Origin of the sequence: Streptosporangium sp. NPDC049078 (assembly GCF_040648855.1) — a bacterium.
In the GTDB taxonomy this organism is placed as follows: Bacteria; Actinomycetota; Actinomycetes; order Streptosporangiales; family Streptosporangiaceae; genus Streptosporangium.
The window spans coordinates 76,710-89,488 of record NZ_JBEZEL010000020.1 but is presented as its reverse complement, the minus strand read 5'-3'; the positions used below and the strand labels follow the sequence as shown (position 1 = coordinate 89,488).

Sequence of the window (12,779 nt, the reverse complement as noted above, 5' to 3'; positions counted from 1 at the left end):
AGTCCGGCTCGACGGCGGAGAAAACAGGGCCGAACAGGGATCAGCCTTTGACCGCTCCTCCCACGGGCGAATGTGCATCTCCGTGCACTGGCCGTCGCAGTTCATGGCCCAAGCGGTGATGCCGAACCGCAGGCTCTTCGTCGTGCTGTTCAGTGTGCTGGGGATTTGGCGAAAAAACTATACGTACAGCAGTTGCTTTGCTGCACAGTGTGACTGCATGATGCTTCTGTGGTCCGGGGCGGAGAGTGATGGCTTGGTGACAAAATCGAACAAATGGCTGCTTGTGTCTATGCGCCGAAGACCTCAATCTTCGGCTGGCTCCCAATCGTCGGGAGATCGCGCAAACGTTCCCAAACCTCGGACGGCGTAGACGACGCCTTCCCCGCGAAGGCGCACCAGCACCTTGCGAGCCGTCGGCCGGGATACGCCGAACTCCTGGACGATCAGGTGTTCGCTGGCGACGGGTTCGTCGACTACGTAGGTGCCGTTACGAATGCGATCCTTGATCACATTGGCGATCTGTACCCATTTCGGCTGGTTTGCGCGCCACGCTATCGTCACTTGATCACCGTAGACATCTCTTATTGCCCCGAGATACCCACCATGAATAGCTGTAAAGAACTGACGACAACAGATGTTCATACTTCATAGTTGTTAAGGGTAGTGAAGTAAGATCAAAAACGAGCCCGTCCAGCGCTGCAACGACTGAACGGGCCCTTGATCAGGAAGGTAGTCCTGACCCGATGCCTAACCCTAGTGCCCCGGTTCTCGACCGGGCCATGATGAGTGGCTGCGGCTGCTTCGCCGAGGTGCCGCCGATGCCGATGGGGTGTGCGACCTGTGGGCATGCCCCCTACGCGCACGGCTGCCCTGATCGGCCCGCCGATCACGAGTACGTCCAGCCTTCCGGCGACCTGACGGATATCCGGCTGCGGGTTCGTCGTACCGGAGACCGTTCCCTGCCGTGCTTCGAGCCCGCCCCTGTGGCCCCGGCCGCCGTGATCCCCGCTCAGCGATCCATCGAGGGAATGCCGCCGATCCCCGAGCAGCGTCGTCCTGAGCGGAGTGCGTCCGCCGAACGGCTCGTACCGGTGTCGTCGCTTCGGCGGAGGCTCTGTAGCCCGCGTCCGGCGTCGCCGTCAGGGACCGCTCCTACCAGGCCGTCTGGGCTGGGCTCCCGGCATCGCCTCGTGTCCCGTCCGAGGCGAAGAACCACCTGCGCACCGAACCGCTCAGCGGTCACCCCATCTTCGTGCCGGTCACCTGGCCGGTACGGCGAACCCCTCCATTTCATGAGGCAGGCCCGCCCCACGCTGCGAACGACCGGGCGGGCCTTTGATCGGATCGAGGTCCAATCAGTGACAGATGGTAGTTCCACCCACCCAGAGCCCACCAGTAGTCCCACGACGATTCCCGGCTGGCGGCTGATCCTCAGCGACGCCGGACGGCTGTGGGCCAGCCGCGAACGGCCCTTTTCCGAGGTGGCCACCCATGTCGGGGCCGAGCGGACCGTCGACGCCGACGACCTGGAGGCGTTGCGGACCGAGACCGACCGCCAGGAGACCTTCGCCCGCGAGGTGGAGGAGGCAGCACACGAACAGGTGGCACGGAAGGTACCGGAGCGGGAGCAGGCCGGGCAGGTGATCTCATGATCCGCCGCTGCCTGTCCGCTGCCCGGGGCCGTCACCGCGACGGCCAGGCCGTCATCGCGGTCCCGCGCTACACCTGGGATCACGAGGCCCGCGCCGAGGCCGCGATGCTGCAGGCCACCCGCCCAGGCTGGTCGGTGCTCTACGGCACCGGAAGCCGCCTCTTCCACGCCATCGCCACCTGGCCCACCCCCGAACCCCTCATCATCTGCGACCGCACCCTGGAGGGGTTGAAAACCCAGATGCACGAGGCCGAAACGACCGTCCTCCACCGCTGGGCACTCACCTCCAGCTCGGTCACCATCGGCCACTTCTGACGAACGGGCACGGCGACCCCATCCTTTCCCCGGTCCCAGGGGTCGCCGTGCCGTCCACGACGTACCCGACGCACTGCCTCGCTCCGGCTCAAGCCCATACCGCCCGACGGGTTCATGGCCGAGGCCGGTCCCGTGCCCTGGGACCCCACGACTTCCGGTTGTTTCGCTCGGTACGACATGCCGGCGTCCTGCCAATCCAATTGGCGTCGGAGCGGCTCCTGTTGCTACCGTGTACGACTGAAGCAGGTCCCCTCTCAGGTACCCGCTTGGATCTCGGGGCCTTAGCTCAGTTGGCAGAGCGCCTGCTTTGCAAGCAGGATGTCAGGAGTTCGAATCTCCTAGGCTCCACCCAAATCCAGCCCTCTGACCAGGCTAAACGGCCAGGCCCCGCCCGATGGAAATGATCTTCGCTCCCCGAGTGGGAGGAATTTGGGAGATCAACTTCCACGGGCGAAGCTGGGGCTCCAGAAGAGCCTGCAATTCGGGCACCCGCGAAGGCCCGAATCGGGCCCGCCACTCCAACGACTTCTCCCACCGCGCCTGAAGCGCGTCCAGGATCTGCTGACGAAACACCGGATCCACGTGTGAGTAGACGCCGCGGATCCCGCCCATCCGATGGCCGAGCCGCTCGAACTGAGCCACCTCCGGAATCCCGTCACCGATCATCCACGTCTTGTGTCCGTGCTTGGCGTCATGGAATGTCAGCCCCTCCACGACCGGGCACCACGTTGCCACCGCCCGCGTCGCCGTCCGCTCCAACGTCTCACCGCGCCGCCGCGGCACATACCGGCCCGCCTCGTCCACCATGACCCGCGACCGCTGCCGCCCTCCCTTCGCCACCAGTCGTCCGTCGGCGGCTGGCCTGAACCACTGATTCGCGAATCCGGTCCGGCTGTGATGCTCCAGCTTGCCCTGCGGCCGGAACAGGTAGTCGCCCTGGTGGTCCTTGCACTCGCACCTGCTCGACGCGGTGCGGCGCAGCTGATCCGACATCAGGTCAGCAAGGAACGGCGGCAATGGGATCGTCCGCCGGCCGTTGTGCTTCGGCGGCGCCTGCAGGAACACGCCGTTGACCTCGCGCAGCTGCCACTCCACCCGGACCGCGCCGAGCCACGCGTACTGCCGCTCGAGACCGCGGACCTCACCGAACCGCATCCCGGTGTAGGCGGCCAGCAGGAACATCAGCGCCTCATCCCACCGGCCCGCCAGCAGCGCAATCCGCTCGGCGATGGTCAGCGCCTGGTTCGGGGTGCACCACAGCGACTCCTCCGACGACGTCGCGTGGATGTCCTGCCGGCCGCGGCGCCGCCGCGTGTGCGCAGGGTTCGTCGTGATCAGCTTGGCGGTCACCGCATCGTCGAGGATCGTCGACAGCAGCGACCGCGCCTTCTTCGCCGAGCTCGCCGCGTACTTGCGTTTACGGATGTCGCGCTGCCACGCCTCGATCTCGAGCGTGTCCAGGGAGGACAACGAACGCTTGCCGAAGGCGGGCAGGATGTGGGTGCGCAGGTGGTAGGCGTAGTTTTCCTCCGTGGTCTCGGCCAGGTCCTGGCTGTTGTTCCACTGCGCCACCCAGTCCTGCAAGAGCAGGTCGCCCTTGCGGGGGTCGTTCCACTTCTTCGCGCGGATCTCCGCCTCCTGGAGGAGACCCCAGTCCTTGGCGGCTTGCTCCGTCGCGAACCCCGAGCGGGACCTTTCACCGCTCGGGGTCATGTACTTCACGCGCCACGGGGTCGGCCCGTCGCCGCGCTTTTCTGGGTAGGCCATACGTTGCTTCGTTCCATTTCGTGTCGTGCCGGTGGGCCGGTTCCGTCACGAGGCGGGGCTGATGACCATGATCTGTGACGGTTCGGCCACTGGCGTGGGCGTCGGGGTGGGGTGTGCCCGCGAAGTGACCGTTGGCCGGGTCGGCGGGCGAATTGGCCGGGGGCGGGCGGTGCTCCTTTCGGTCGCGGCGCGGGCTCGCGCCGGGACAGGCCGGGGGCGGACGACGCGCACCAGAGGGCGGCGGTCGTCGACGTAGACGTGCGCGGGAGGCAACGGCGGGGCGGGCGGGGCCGGCACCGGGGTCATGGTGAGGCTGCCGAAGGTGGCGGCGGCGACTACCGCCATCATCATGGGCTCTGCCGGGGTTCGCCGCAGGGGTTCCAGCAGATGCAGCAGTCCTGGTAGCCACGCCAAACTTTGCAGCCGGATTGTGCGGATTGCTCGGATTGCGTTTCCGCGGGGCTGGTTTGCGTTGACGACGACGAGCGGGTGTTCGCCGGTGGGTTCTTCGTCCACGATTGCGGCGATCGCGGGGTCGAATGGGTGGCGCTGAAATCCGTTGATCTTCACGCTGCCTCCGTGCGCGCGAAGTCAACGATTTGTCTCCATACCTCCCGTTCTCGGTCTGGTGCCGCTTTCCCGATGGGATTGATCACGACTCGTCTCCTTTTGCCGTGCACACTTAATCTGATCAGCTGTTGTGTCCCCACGGGTGCGCGCATTGCCGCGACGAGGGCGGCCGGCGTGGTGTTTCGGATTTCAGATATGTCATTTTGGGTTGCGTCGTATTCCTTCCCAGCCGTGCGCGCGTACGCGGCTACCGCACGGTTTCCGCAGCGTGCGATGGCGGCGAGCGCTCTTTCTTTGAGCTGTTCGATCAGTTCGGCGTCGGTGTCGTCGGTGGCGCTGGTGTGGGACGTCACGTCCACCTCCAAATTGCTCGGTGGTTGTTCTTTCCCTCGCGATGGTGTTTGTCCACCTCACGCCTAGTTTCGGCCGGGGTCTATACCAGGGCACTGTTTGTAACAGTCCTGTTACCGGAAGCGACCTGTCAGTATGTAAATGACAGATTGAAAAGAAACGCCGCCATGCGACCCTAAGCGCCGCGATTCTCCCGAAGTGCCCGAATTTCAGCGGCCATCTCCGCCAGCGCCGCCTTCTGCTCCTCGTCACGCCGCTGAGCCTCGTCACGAGCTTCCCGCAGCTCCGCCCGCAACGCGGCCAAGATCGCATCCACCTGAGCCACCCCAACCGCCTCCACCCGTTCCGGCGTTGAAGCCTGCGCCGGGGCCGGGGCGGGGATGCCCGCGCGCGCAATAACGGTCTCGGGGGCCGCGACCGCATCTCGTCGGGTCGGAGTCGGCTCACCGCCTGACAGGACCATGTCAATGCTGCCCGGCTCCCACTGGAGTGCAGCCTCGATGCCGCGCTTGGTGAGCGTGCTCGGCGAGTTGTCGCCATGCCTGATGGCTCGCAGCGTCTCGGTTGTGATGCCGGCGCTTTCCGCGACCTTCACCCACGTCATGTGGAGTTCTTCGCGTCGCGCGCTCATCGCGGAGGCGAGGCGCTTGTGATTGTCCGCCGGGTCTGGGGTCACGCCAGCAATCATGATGCACAGATCTGCACAGGTCCACACAGTCAAGCCGCAGGTAAGGCGGCCGTAGCGGAGTTGCCAGCACAGAAATCTGCGCAGATCATCACAGATCTACAGCGGAACGCTCTAGTCGTCTGTGCAGATCTGTATTAATCTGTGGTCTATGCAAGTCACCAAAGCCGACGGAAGAAAAATCCGTGAACGACGCGAGGCCGCCGACCTCACGGTTGACGAGCTGGTCGACGCCCTCATCGAACGCGAAGGCCTCAAGAGGCACCCCGACACCATCCGCAACATCGAACTCGGCCACGCCAAAGCCGGATTCAAGCTGGTCAACGCCATGGCCCGCGTCTTCGAATGCGACCGCACCGACCTGCTGGCCGACGAAGACGCCCGGGTGAGCGCATGAAGGCGCGCCTCGGCATCCACCTCCGCATCCAGCTGGACCTCCCCAACCCGCCGAAGCCCCCCATGTGGACCTGCGGGTGCAACACCAAGAACGAGGACTTCCGCAACACCTGCCGCAACTGCGGAACCGCGCGATGAGCAAGCCGATCCCCGACAAGTACCTCACCCCCGAGGAACTCGCCGCCCGCTATGGCCTCGACTCGGTGCACGGCATCCACCGCAACGCCGCGTCCGGCGCGTGGCCCAGCCGCAAAGTGCTCGGCAAGCTGCGCTTCTCTCCCGAAGACGTCGCCGAGATCGACGAGCTGATCACCCACCCCGCCACCCGGCGCCGCCGCGAAGCAGCTCCCCCGCCGCCTCCGCCGAGGCAGCGCCGCCCCCGGCAGACGTCCGCGTCGCCGCTGCGGGGGGCCGGGTTCGCGGACCTGACGCCTCGCCCGATCCGCGACCGCCGCGGCTCCTGACATGCCACGAGGCCCGACCGCCCACCGGCCGAGCCTCGCTGATCGCCTCATCCGAAACGTTGAAAGGACAAGGGTCTCGATGACCATCGTCTCACCCCCGCCGCTGGTGGTGCGCTCCGAAGAGGAGCTGCGCGCCTACGTGGCGAAGCACTGGAACCCGCCGAAGCCCGCCCCCGCCCCGCTGCGCATCATCCACGTCGCCGCTGACCTGGAGGTGGGGGATTACCTGCGCCGGCCGGGCGGTCAGACGGACGTGCTGATCACCCACCTGAACCCGCCCACCCGCGAGGAGACGCTCGTGGAGGGGCGCCGCGAGGTGTGGTCGTACAGCTCCTGCTGGGTGTTCGACGCCGACGAGCCGGTGCAGGCGTACACCCGCGACGACGCGGCGGTGACCCATGGCTGAGCCGACCTTCCCCGCCGCCGATGTCCGGGCCCTGCTGTCCGCGATCCGCGAGGTCATCGCTCTGCCGGGTGGTGCGACGTATGAGGACGAGTTGGTGCGTCGCCGGATTCTGGACCGGCGGGCGGTGGTCCTCGACGCAGTCTTGGAGCGGGTGCTCGAAGACGGGGTCGGGTCGTCGCTGACCTTGGCGTGGCGGGCGGAGCAGCTCCGCAGGCAGGTGTCTAAGTATCCGGCGGCCGGTTACGCCGAGGCGGTCGCCCTGCTCGACGACGCGGTGGAGTTGGCGGCTGCGGCTGCCGAGCAGGGCGGTGCCTCATGACCGCCTACGAGGCGCAGCGACCGATCTTCCGGGTGCGGTGCGACGGCGACGGATGCGCCGCCGAGTTCGAGCCGAACAGCGACTGGATCAGCCGGTTCGCGGACAACACCAGCAGGGCCGCAGGCCACGCCGGGTGGGACGTGCCGCCGCCGCGCGGTAAGGGCTCCCGGCGCGGAACCCACTTCTGCCCGCAGTGCCGCACCGAGCGGTCGGGCGGTGCCTCATGACCCGCCGTCGTTCCCCGTCGCTGCCGTGGCTGCCGCCGTCGACCCCGTCGACGTGGGTGTGCCCGTCCGGCCACATCAACTTTCTGACCACCACCACCTGCGGAGACTGCCGATGAACGGCCCCGACCACTACCGCGAGGGTGAGCGCCTCGCCGAGCAGGCCGAGCGCCTGTTCGAGGAGTTCGTCGCCGCTCACGACGAGGACGGCGACACGCCAGGTGTGCACCTCATCCGGCGCCAGGCCAAGCACTGCCAGGAGATGGGCGTCCTGCACGCGACGCTCGCCCTGGCCGCCGCGACGGCGCTGAACGACGCCATCAACGACTCCGGAGACGGAGGCCTGCCCAGGGAGGACTGGGTGGCGTGGAAGGCCGCCGCCGGGACGCCGAAGGACGGTGCGTCGTGACCGCCCCGTTCACCGTGCCCGACGACGTCAATCAGCTCATCCGAGAGCACCTCGTCTGCCCCGCCCAGATCGCCGACCGCGCCGGAGTCAACCACCCGGCAGTCAGCAACTGGCTGGACCGGCACCGCTCACTCGCCGAACTCGCGGTCACACACGTGGCGGGCCGCCCCTTGTTCTGGTGGCCGCAGTTCGAGGCGGCCCTGGCGGAGCTGGGGTTGCCGGACCCGCAGGCCGTCGAGGTGCAGCGCCGTCGCGCGGAGCGGAGGGCCGCGTGATGGCCCTGTTCCGCCGCCAGCCGCGGGTGTCCCGCGCCGAACTCGCCGCGTGGGAGGAGACCCGCATCCCCGAGGACGACGAGACCACGTGGACCGCCGCGATCCGCCCCGTCGAACACGCCGGACCCCAGCCCTACGACACCGGGAGGGCGACGTGACCGGGCCCGACGAGCCGGAGCTCACCCCGGCAGAGGAGCGCGAGTTCCGCGACTCCCAGGCCGACTACGACAGCCACCTGCACGACACCGACGACGACCACGAGGAGGAGCTGTGACGGTCAACCCCGGCGACCTCATCAACATCACCATCAAAGGCGTCCGCGTCGTCAACCGCTCGTCGGTCCACCTTCAGATCGCGGACGAGCACGGCGACGTGTTCGACATGCCGCCCCAGGCCGCGATCGAACACGCCTCCACCGGCGGTGAGGACCCCGTCGAGCAGGACGACCGCATCGTCAAGGTGCTCGCCGTCCTCGACAACATGGAAGCCGAGGGCTACATCCAGCCGTACGTCGCCGCCCGCGCCCGCGAGGTGGCCGGCCTGCCGCCCCGGCACTGGCCGCCGCAGCCCGGCGACGTGTGGACGGAAGAGAACCCGTTCAGCCCACTCTGGTTCGCGCAGCTCAGCTGCGGCGACGGGAACACCGACCTCGTGATGGCGCCGCTGGAGGGCGGGCCGAAAGGCCTCGCCGTACGGACGCCGGACGAGCTCCTGACGTCCTCATGCCAGCTCGCCCTCGCCTACCGCAAGGACGGCAGCCGGTGACCGCCACCACCGAAACGTCTGCCGCCATCACCGGCCCCGGCGTCTACGACATCCCCGAGCACGAATACCACGCCGACCCCGTCCCCGGCCGATCCCTGTCCAGCACCGGCGCCCGCCGACTCCTCCCCCCCAACTGCCCCGCGATCTTCCGCCACGAACAGCTCAACCCGCCCGCCCCCAAAAAGTGCTGGGACATCGGCACCGCCGCTCACAAACTGGTGCTCGGCTCCGGCCCCGAGCTGCGGCTCGTCGACTACGAGCGATGGGACACCAAGGAGGCGAAGGGCAAGGTCGCCGAGGCCCGCGAGGCTGGAGCAGTCCCGCTCAAGCGCGCCGAATACGAGCAGGTGCACGCCATGGCCGACGCCATCCGCCAGCACCGGGTCGCCGGCCACCTGTTCGACGGCGCCTACGGCCACCCCGAACAAACCCTCATCTGGCAGGACGACGACACCGGCGTCTGGTGCCGGGCCCGCCTCGACTGGTTGCCCACCCCCACCGGGCGGCGTCTGATCATCCCCGACTACAAAACCTGCCAGTCCGCATCACCCGCCAACATCCAGCGCGCCGTCTTCGACCACGGCTACCACCAGCAAGACGCCTGGTACCGGGCCGGAGCCCGCGCGCTCGGCCTCGCCGACGACGCCGCGGCGTTCGTGTTCGTCTTCCAGCAGAAAACCGCGCCGTACCTGGTCACCGTCGTCCAGCTCGACGAGCGCACCCGCCGCATCGCCGAAGAGCGCAACCGGCGCGCCCTGGAGATCTACCGCGACTGCGTCGACGCCGACTACTGGCCCGGCTACAGCGACGAGATCACGCTCATCAGCCCGCCTGCGTGGGCCGAGTACCGCCACACCGAGGAGCTTTCATGACGATCGCCACCCAGAACAGCCACCCGGAGAACCTGCCCGCCCGCATGCCCGCGGCGATGGCGCCGGTCGACGCGCAGGACAGCGAGCTGATGGTGTTCGCCCGCGAGCTTCAGGAGGCGGCGAACATCGCCGCGAGCCTGGCCCGGACCGCGTTCGTTCCGGCCACCTTGCGCGGCAAGGTCGAGGACCTCACCGCGGCGATCCTCGCCGGGCAGGAGCTCGGCCTGCCGGTGATGGCGACGCTCCGCTCGATCGACGTCATCCAGGGCACCCCCGGTTTGCGGGCGCACGCGATGCGCGGCCTGGTCCAGTCCCACGGGCATTCGGTGCAGCTGGTGAAGTCCACCCCGGAGCTGTGCGTCATGCGCGGCCGACGGGCCGGGGAGCCGGAGTGGCAGGAGGTCACCTGGACCATCGCCCGCGCGGAGCAGATGGCGCTGACCGGCAAGGCGGAGTGGAAGAAGCAGCCGCAGACGATGCTCGTGGCCCGCGCCACCGGCGAGATCTGCCGGCTGATCGCCTCCGACGTGCTGTACGCGATGCCGTACGCCGCCGAGGAGCTCGACGGTATGAGCTCGGCGCCGCTGGTCGAGGAGTCGTCGCAGGTGACGGTGGAGGAGATCCTGTCGTCGCGTGGGGCGCCGATGGCGGAGGACGCAGGTTCGACGGCGTCGACGGCGGAAGTCGGGCAGCCCTCCGGCGGCCCGACCCCGGAGGACTTCCTGGTGCGGGCGCGGGCGGCGACCACCTTCGCCGAGTTCAAGGTCATCTGGGATGAGGCGGGCGCGTCCGGGGTTTCGGCGTCGGACGCGCAGGCAGCTGAGATGAAGGCGATCGGCGCCCGCCTGAAGAACGCCTCGGCAACCGCTGCCGGGCAGACCCCGCCCGCCGGGGTTTCGGCGGAGCCTCCGTCGGAGGCGGATGTGCTGTGGCAGCAGATCGAAGCCGTCTGGCCCGGCACCACCACCGAGTTGAACACGGCGTTCGCTCAGGTGATGGGGGGCGTCTTGCCGGGGGATGCGTCGGAGGCGCAGCTCGACGAGTTCCTGAAGAAGCTGAAGGCGGGTGAGCTGTGATGCGCGGCCCGGACCACTACCGCGAGGGCGAGCGGCTGCTCAGCGACGCGTCGTTCGTCCGCAGCCCCGACGGCCCGACCCCGATCACCCGGGGCGGCGAAGAGATGCACCCGGCCGTGCACGCCGCGCTCATCAGCCGCGCCCAGGCCCACTTCGCCGCCGCGCACGCCGCGGCGGTCGCCCTCCAGGCGGTGCTGCCGCTGGTGGGTGATGACCAGCAGGTCACCGACTGGGCGAAGGCGATCGGCGTGTCGAACAACACCGCGCAGGTCAGCCGAAGCCGGGTCGACAACGCCATCGGCCTGGTCGACGAGTGGCAGCGCAAGGGCATCGTCACCCCCGGCGACGCGGCCGAGATGTACAAGGCGCTCGGCGAGGTGACTCCGTGAGCGACACCGACCCGATGCGTGAGTCGCTGGCCTGGTTCAAATACCTGGACCAGGGCGAAACCTGGGTGCCCAACGGCAAGCCCGCCCTGCCGATCACCGACATGGACATCACCTGGCGGCACAACGCCTCCCAGTGGCTGCTCAGGCAGGCGAAGCCGCTGGCGTGGCGCTACGGGATGGGTGAGCTCGCGTTCATCTACGGCACCACGGCACCCACCCTGATCCCTGACGAGACCGGACACCCGGTGCCGGGCCCCGACGTCGCCGTGTTCGCGCCGATGGGTGAAATGGCGCAGGAAGCGCTCGAGCGGGAGCTGGACGACGCCCAGGAGGAGCGGGACGCCGACCCGGAGGCGTGGCTGAAGTCGACGCCGCTCTACCTGGCGCTCGTCGACGGCCTGCCGGAGAACGCGGCCGAGCTGGCGAAGCACTGGTCGGCCTGCGATCTGCGCACCGGCCAGGGCGCGACCTGCTCCTGCACCCGCAGTGACATCTCGTCCGCTGGGACGGACACCTGATGCCGGCCCCGCGCACCCTCAAGGTCGGCGAGCGGTACGAGCGCCTCGCCGTGATCCAGCAGCGGAACCCCGGCGAGAAGTACATCCAGTGCCGCTGCGACTGCGGGACCGAGAAGCCCATCCGCATGAGTAAGTGGGGGCGCACCCGGTCCTGTGGCTGCCTGAAGAAGGGGGCGGGAAACGGGCGCTACCGGCACGGCATGGCGGAGACGCCCGAGTACTGGGTGTGGAGCCAGATCGTCCAGCGCACCACGAACCCCAACGCGCCGCGCTATGCCGACTACGGCGGCCGTGGCATCACTGTGGCCGAGGCCTGGCTCGACTTCGCGAACTTCTACGCCGACATGGGCAGTCGGCCCGCCGTCCGGATGACCATCGAGCGGATCGACAACGACGGCCCCTACTCGCCGGAGAACTGCAAGTGGGCCACCTACACCGAACAGCGGCACAACCGTCGCGACACGAAGGCGGTGGCCTGATGGCTTGGCATCTCGGACGACTTGCTCCATTCGATCTTGAGAGTACTTCGGCGAATCCGCAGGAGGCGCGGATCGTCGAAGCGTACGTCGGCTACGTCGGCGGCGGCCTGGAGCCCATCGACCGGGAGCCGCTGCTCATCGACCCGGGCGTCGAGGTGCCGGCCGAGGCTACGAAGATTCACGGCTTCACTACCGAGCATCTGCGCGAGCACGGCACCCCGGCCGACGCCGGGGTGTGGATTGTCGCGAACGCGGTGGCCGACGCCGTCAACGAGGGCGTCCCGCTCGTCGGGCAGAACATCAGCTACGACCTCACGGTTCTCAGCCGGGAGTTGGCCCGGTATGAGCTGCCGTCGCTGGCGGAGATGACGGCGCGGTCCGGCAGCCGCCTGCTGGCGATCGACACGTACGTGATCTCCAAATTCCTGGATCGGTGGAGGAGGCGGGTGTCGCCCGAACAGGGCGCACACCAGCTGAAGACGACCGCCGCGGTGTTCGGTGTCGCCTGGGTGGATGAGGAGGCGCACGGCGCCCGATATGACGCGTTGATCGCGGCGCGGGTGGCGTGGCGGATGGGTCAGATCGCGCACATGCCGTGCGAGGCCCGGCCACGGATCCAGTCGGGGCGTCGGGATGAGCGGTACCTGTTCGACGCCCTCGCGGTGGACCTGCCGACGCTGTTCGCCTCCCAGCAGCGGTGGGCGCGTGAGCAGGCGGCCTCCTACCAGGAGTACCTGCGGAGTCCGAAGGCGGGCGAGAAGCAGGACGTGAACGCGGTGATTTCTGGCGACTGGCCGATCCAGGCCCCGCCGACCCCCTGAAAACGATGCTGCCCCGGGCTGGTGGTG

General features: G+C 68.3%; 23 protein-coding genes and 1 tRNA gene. 19 read left to right on the top strand and 5 right to left on the bottom strand.

From position 1 onward, the window contains the following. Positions 1–303 precede the first annotated feature (303 nt). Positions 304–561, bottom strand: coding sequence for a GntR family transcriptional regulator (locus AB0B90_RS30720; protein WP_350941940.1), 258 nt, complete (start codon positions 559–561; stop codon positions 304–306). A 797-nt stretch (positions 562–1,358) separates the two neighbouring features. Here AB0B90_RS30720 and AB0B90_RS30715 point away from each other — a divergent pair. The 3 genes from AB0B90_RS30715 to AB0B90_RS30705 all read left to right on the top strand — a co-directional run bounded on the left by AB0B90_RS30715 (position 1,359) and on the right by AB0B90_RS30705 (position 2,314). After that, positions 1,359–1,652 carry a hypothetical protein gene (locus tag AB0B90_RS30715; protein WP_362926032.1) on the top strand — a complete coding sequence of 98 codons (294 nt, stop codon included), beginning with the start codon at positions 1,359–1,361 and terminating at the stop codon, positions 1,650–1,652. Further along, on the top strand, positions 1,649–1,966 hold the full coding sequence (locus AB0B90_RS30710; protein ID WP_350941942.1) for a hypothetical protein: 318 nt from the start codon (positions 1,649–1,651) through the stop codon (positions 1,964–1,966). The genes AB0B90_RS30715 and AB0B90_RS30710 overlap by 4 nt, the downstream gene beginning before the upstream one ends. 275 nt (positions 1,967–2,241) lie before the next feature. Further along, positions 2,242–2,314 (top strand) — tRNA-Ala (locus tag AB0B90_RS30705). Positions 2,315–2,338: 24 nt separating this feature from the next. On the opposite strand, the gene AB0B90_RS30700 is transcribed toward AB0B90_RS30705, so the two are convergent. The 4 genes from AB0B90_RS30700 to AB0B90_RS30685 form a co-directional block, all read right to left on the bottom strand. Next, positions 2,339–3,733: a site-specific integrase gene (locus AB0B90_RS30700; protein ID WP_362926031.1), complete on the bottom strand. Its 1,395-nt coding sequence runs from the start codon at positions 3,731–3,733 to the stop codon at positions 2,339–2,341. Between the two features lie 45 nt (positions 3,734–3,778). Beyond that, the gene (locus AB0B90_RS30695; protein WP_362926030.1) at positions 3,779–4,303 is read right to left on the bottom strand and encodes a hypothetical protein; all 525 of its coding nucleotides are present in this window, start codon (positions 4,301–4,303) and stop codon (positions 3,779–3,781) included. Continuing rightward, the gene (locus tag AB0B90_RS30690; protein ID WP_362926029.1) at positions 4,300–4,656 is read right to left on the bottom strand and encodes a hypothetical protein; all 357 of its coding nucleotides are present in this window, start codon (positions 4,654–4,656) and stop codon (positions 4,300–4,302) included. Before AB0B90_RS30690 ends, AB0B90_RS30695 begins: the two co-directional genes overlap by 4 nt. Positions 4,657–4,829: 173 nt before the next feature. Further along, a complete protein-coding gene (locus AB0B90_RS30685) occupies positions 4,830–5,330 on the bottom strand; it encodes a hypothetical protein (RefSeq protein WP_362926028.1) in 501 nt (166 codons plus the stop codon). A gap of 160 nt (positions 5,331–5,490) precedes the next feature. On the opposite strand from AB0B90_RS30685, the gene AB0B90_RS30680 reads away from it, so the two are divergent. The 16 genes from AB0B90_RS30680 to AB0B90_RS30605 all read left to right on the top strand — a co-directional run bounded on the left by AB0B90_RS30680 (position 5,491) and on the right by AB0B90_RS30605 (position 12,752). Then, on the top strand, positions 5,491–5,736 hold the full coding sequence (locus AB0B90_RS30680; RefSeq protein ID WP_362926027.1) for a helix-turn-helix transcriptional regulator: 246 nt from the start codon (positions 5,491–5,493) through the stop codon (positions 5,734–5,736). Beyond that, positions 5,733–5,873, top strand: a complete 141-nt coding sequence (locus AB0B90_RS30675; RefSeq protein WP_362926026.1) for a hypothetical protein — start codon at positions 5,733–5,735, stop codon at positions 5,871–5,873. The genes AB0B90_RS30680 and AB0B90_RS30675 overlap by 4 nt, the downstream gene beginning before the upstream one ends. Further along, the gene (locus AB0B90_RS30670; RefSeq protein ID WP_362926025.1) at positions 5,870–6,199 is read left to right on the top strand and encodes a hypothetical protein; all 330 of its coding nucleotides are present in this window, start codon (positions 5,870–5,872) and stop codon (positions 6,197–6,199) included. The genes AB0B90_RS30675 and AB0B90_RS30670 overlap by 4 nt, the downstream gene beginning before the upstream one ends. Positions 6,200–6,278: 79 nt before the next feature. After that, a complete protein-coding gene (locus AB0B90_RS30665; RefSeq protein ID WP_362926024.1) occupies positions 6,279–6,605 on the top strand; it encodes a hypothetical protein in 327 nt (108 codons plus the stop codon). Continuing rightward, positions 6,598–6,924 (top strand): hypothetical protein, encoded by a 327-nt coding sequence (locus AB0B90_RS30660; protein ID WP_362926023.1) that lies wholly within the window; start codon positions 6,598–6,600, stop codon positions 6,922–6,924. Before AB0B90_RS30665 ends, AB0B90_RS30660 begins: the two co-directional genes overlap by 8 nt. Next, positions 6,921–7,151 carry a hypothetical protein gene (locus tag AB0B90_RS30655; protein ID WP_362926022.1) on the top strand — a complete coding sequence of 77 codons (231 nt, stop codon included), beginning with the start codon at positions 6,921–6,923 and terminating at the stop codon, positions 7,149–7,151. Before AB0B90_RS30660 ends, AB0B90_RS30655 begins: the two co-directional genes overlap by 4 nt. Before the next feature lie 25 nt (positions 7,152–7,176). Continuing rightward, a complete protein-coding gene (locus AB0B90_RS30650) occupies positions 7,177–7,557 on the top strand; it encodes a hypothetical protein (protein ID WP_362926021.1) in 381 nt (126 codons plus the stop codon). Beyond that, a complete protein-coding gene (locus AB0B90_RS30645; protein WP_362926020.1) occupies positions 7,554–7,832 on the top strand; it encodes a hypothetical protein in 279 nt (92 codons plus the stop codon). The genes AB0B90_RS30650 and AB0B90_RS30645 overlap by 4 nt, the downstream gene beginning before the upstream one ends. Continuing rightward, positions 7,829–7,990, top strand: coding sequence for a hypothetical protein (locus tag AB0B90_RS30640; protein ID WP_362926019.1), 162 nt, complete (start codon positions 7,829–7,831; stop codon positions 7,988–7,990). The genes AB0B90_RS30645 and AB0B90_RS30640 overlap by 4 nt, the downstream gene beginning before the upstream one ends. Positions 7,991–8,102: 112 nt before the next feature. Then, on the top strand, positions 8,103–8,597 hold the full coding sequence (locus AB0B90_RS30635; RefSeq protein ID WP_362926018.1) for a hypothetical protein: 495 nt from the start codon (positions 8,103–8,105) through the stop codon (positions 8,595–8,597). Continuing rightward, complete coding sequence (locus tag AB0B90_RS30630; RefSeq protein WP_362926017.1) at positions 8,594–9,469, top strand: PD-(D/E)XK nuclease-like domain-containing protein; 876 nt, start codon at positions 8,594–8,596, stop codon at positions 9,467–9,469. Before AB0B90_RS30635 ends, AB0B90_RS30630 begins: the two co-directional genes overlap by 4 nt. Then, positions 9,466–10,545: a hypothetical protein gene (locus tag AB0B90_RS30625; protein ID WP_362926016.1), complete on the top strand. Its 1,080-nt coding sequence runs from the start codon at positions 9,466–9,468 to the stop codon at positions 10,543–10,545. The genes AB0B90_RS30630 and AB0B90_RS30625 overlap by 4 nt, the downstream gene beginning before the upstream one ends. Then, positions 10,545–10,934, top strand: coding sequence for a hypothetical protein (locus AB0B90_RS30620; protein ID WP_362926015.1), 390 nt, complete (start codon positions 10,545–10,547; stop codon positions 10,932–10,934). Before AB0B90_RS30625 ends, AB0B90_RS30620 begins: the two co-directional genes overlap by 1 nt. Further along, positions 10,931–11,452: a hypothetical protein gene (locus AB0B90_RS30615; RefSeq protein ID WP_362926014.1), complete on the top strand. Its 522-nt coding sequence runs from the start codon at positions 10,931–10,933 to the stop codon at positions 11,450–11,452. Before AB0B90_RS30620 ends, AB0B90_RS30615 begins: the two co-directional genes overlap by 4 nt. Further along, the gene (locus tag AB0B90_RS30610) at positions 11,452–11,931 is read left to right on the top strand and encodes a hypothetical protein (protein WP_362926013.1); all 480 of its coding nucleotides are present in this window, start codon (positions 11,452–11,454) and stop codon (positions 11,929–11,931) included. Before AB0B90_RS30615 ends, AB0B90_RS30610 begins: the two co-directional genes overlap by 1 nt. Further along, the gene (locus AB0B90_RS30605) at positions 11,931–12,752 is read left to right on the top strand and encodes an exonuclease domain-containing protein (protein ID WP_362926012.1); all 822 of its coding nucleotides are present in this window, start codon (positions 11,931–11,933) and stop codon (positions 12,750–12,752) included. The genes AB0B90_RS30610 and AB0B90_RS30605 overlap by 1 nt, the downstream gene beginning before the upstream one ends. The last annotated feature ends 27 nt before the right edge of the window (positions 12,753–12,779 follow it).

Coding starts and splice junctions, on each gene's coding strand:
- AB0B90_RS30610 (WP_362926013.1), top strand. CDS start 11,452: ATGCCGGCCCCGCGCACCCTCAAGGTCGGCGAGCGGTACGAGCGCCTC.
- AB0B90_RS30680 (WP_362926027.1), top strand. CDS start 5,491: ATGCAAGTCACCAAAGCCGACGGAAGAAAAATCCGTGAACGACGCGAG.
- AB0B90_RS30670 (WP_362926025.1), top strand. CDS start 5,870: ATGAGCAAGCCGATCCCCGACAAGTACCTCACCCCCGAGGAACTCGCC.
- AB0B90_RS30710 (WP_350941942.1), top strand. CDS start 1,649: ATGATCCGCCGCTGCCTGTCCGCTGCCCGGGGCCGTCACCGCGACGGC.
- AB0B90_RS30665 (WP_362926024.1), top strand. CDS start 6,279: ATGACCATCGTCTCACCCCCGCCGCTGGTGGTGCGCTCCGAAGAGGAG.
- AB0B90_RS30700 (WP_362926031.1), bottom strand. CDS start 3,733: ATGGCCTACCCAGAAAAGCGCGGCGACGGGCCGACCCCGTGGCGCGTG.
- AB0B90_RS30620 (WP_362926015.1), top strand. CDS start 10,545: ATGCGCGGCCCGGACCACTACCGCGAGGGCGAGCGGCTGCTCAGCGAC.
- AB0B90_RS30625 (WP_362926016.1), top strand. CDS start 9,466: ATGACGATCGCCACCCAGAACAGCCACCCGGAGAACCTGCCCGCCCGC.
- AB0B90_RS30655 (WP_362926022.1), top strand. CDS start 6,921: ATGACCGCCTACGAGGCGCAGCGACCGATCTTCCGGGTGCGGTGCGAC.
- AB0B90_RS30660 (WP_362926023.1), top strand. CDS start 6,598: ATGGCTGAGCCGACCTTCCCCGCCGCCGATGTCCGGGCCCTGCTGTCC.
- AB0B90_RS30605 (WP_362926012.1), top strand. CDS start 11,931: ATGGCTTGGCATCTCGGACGACTTGCTCCATTCGATCTTGAGAGTACT.
- AB0B90_RS30675 (WP_362926026.1), top strand. CDS start 5,733: ATGAAGGCGCGCCTCGGCATCCACCTCCGCATCCAGCTGGACCTCCCC.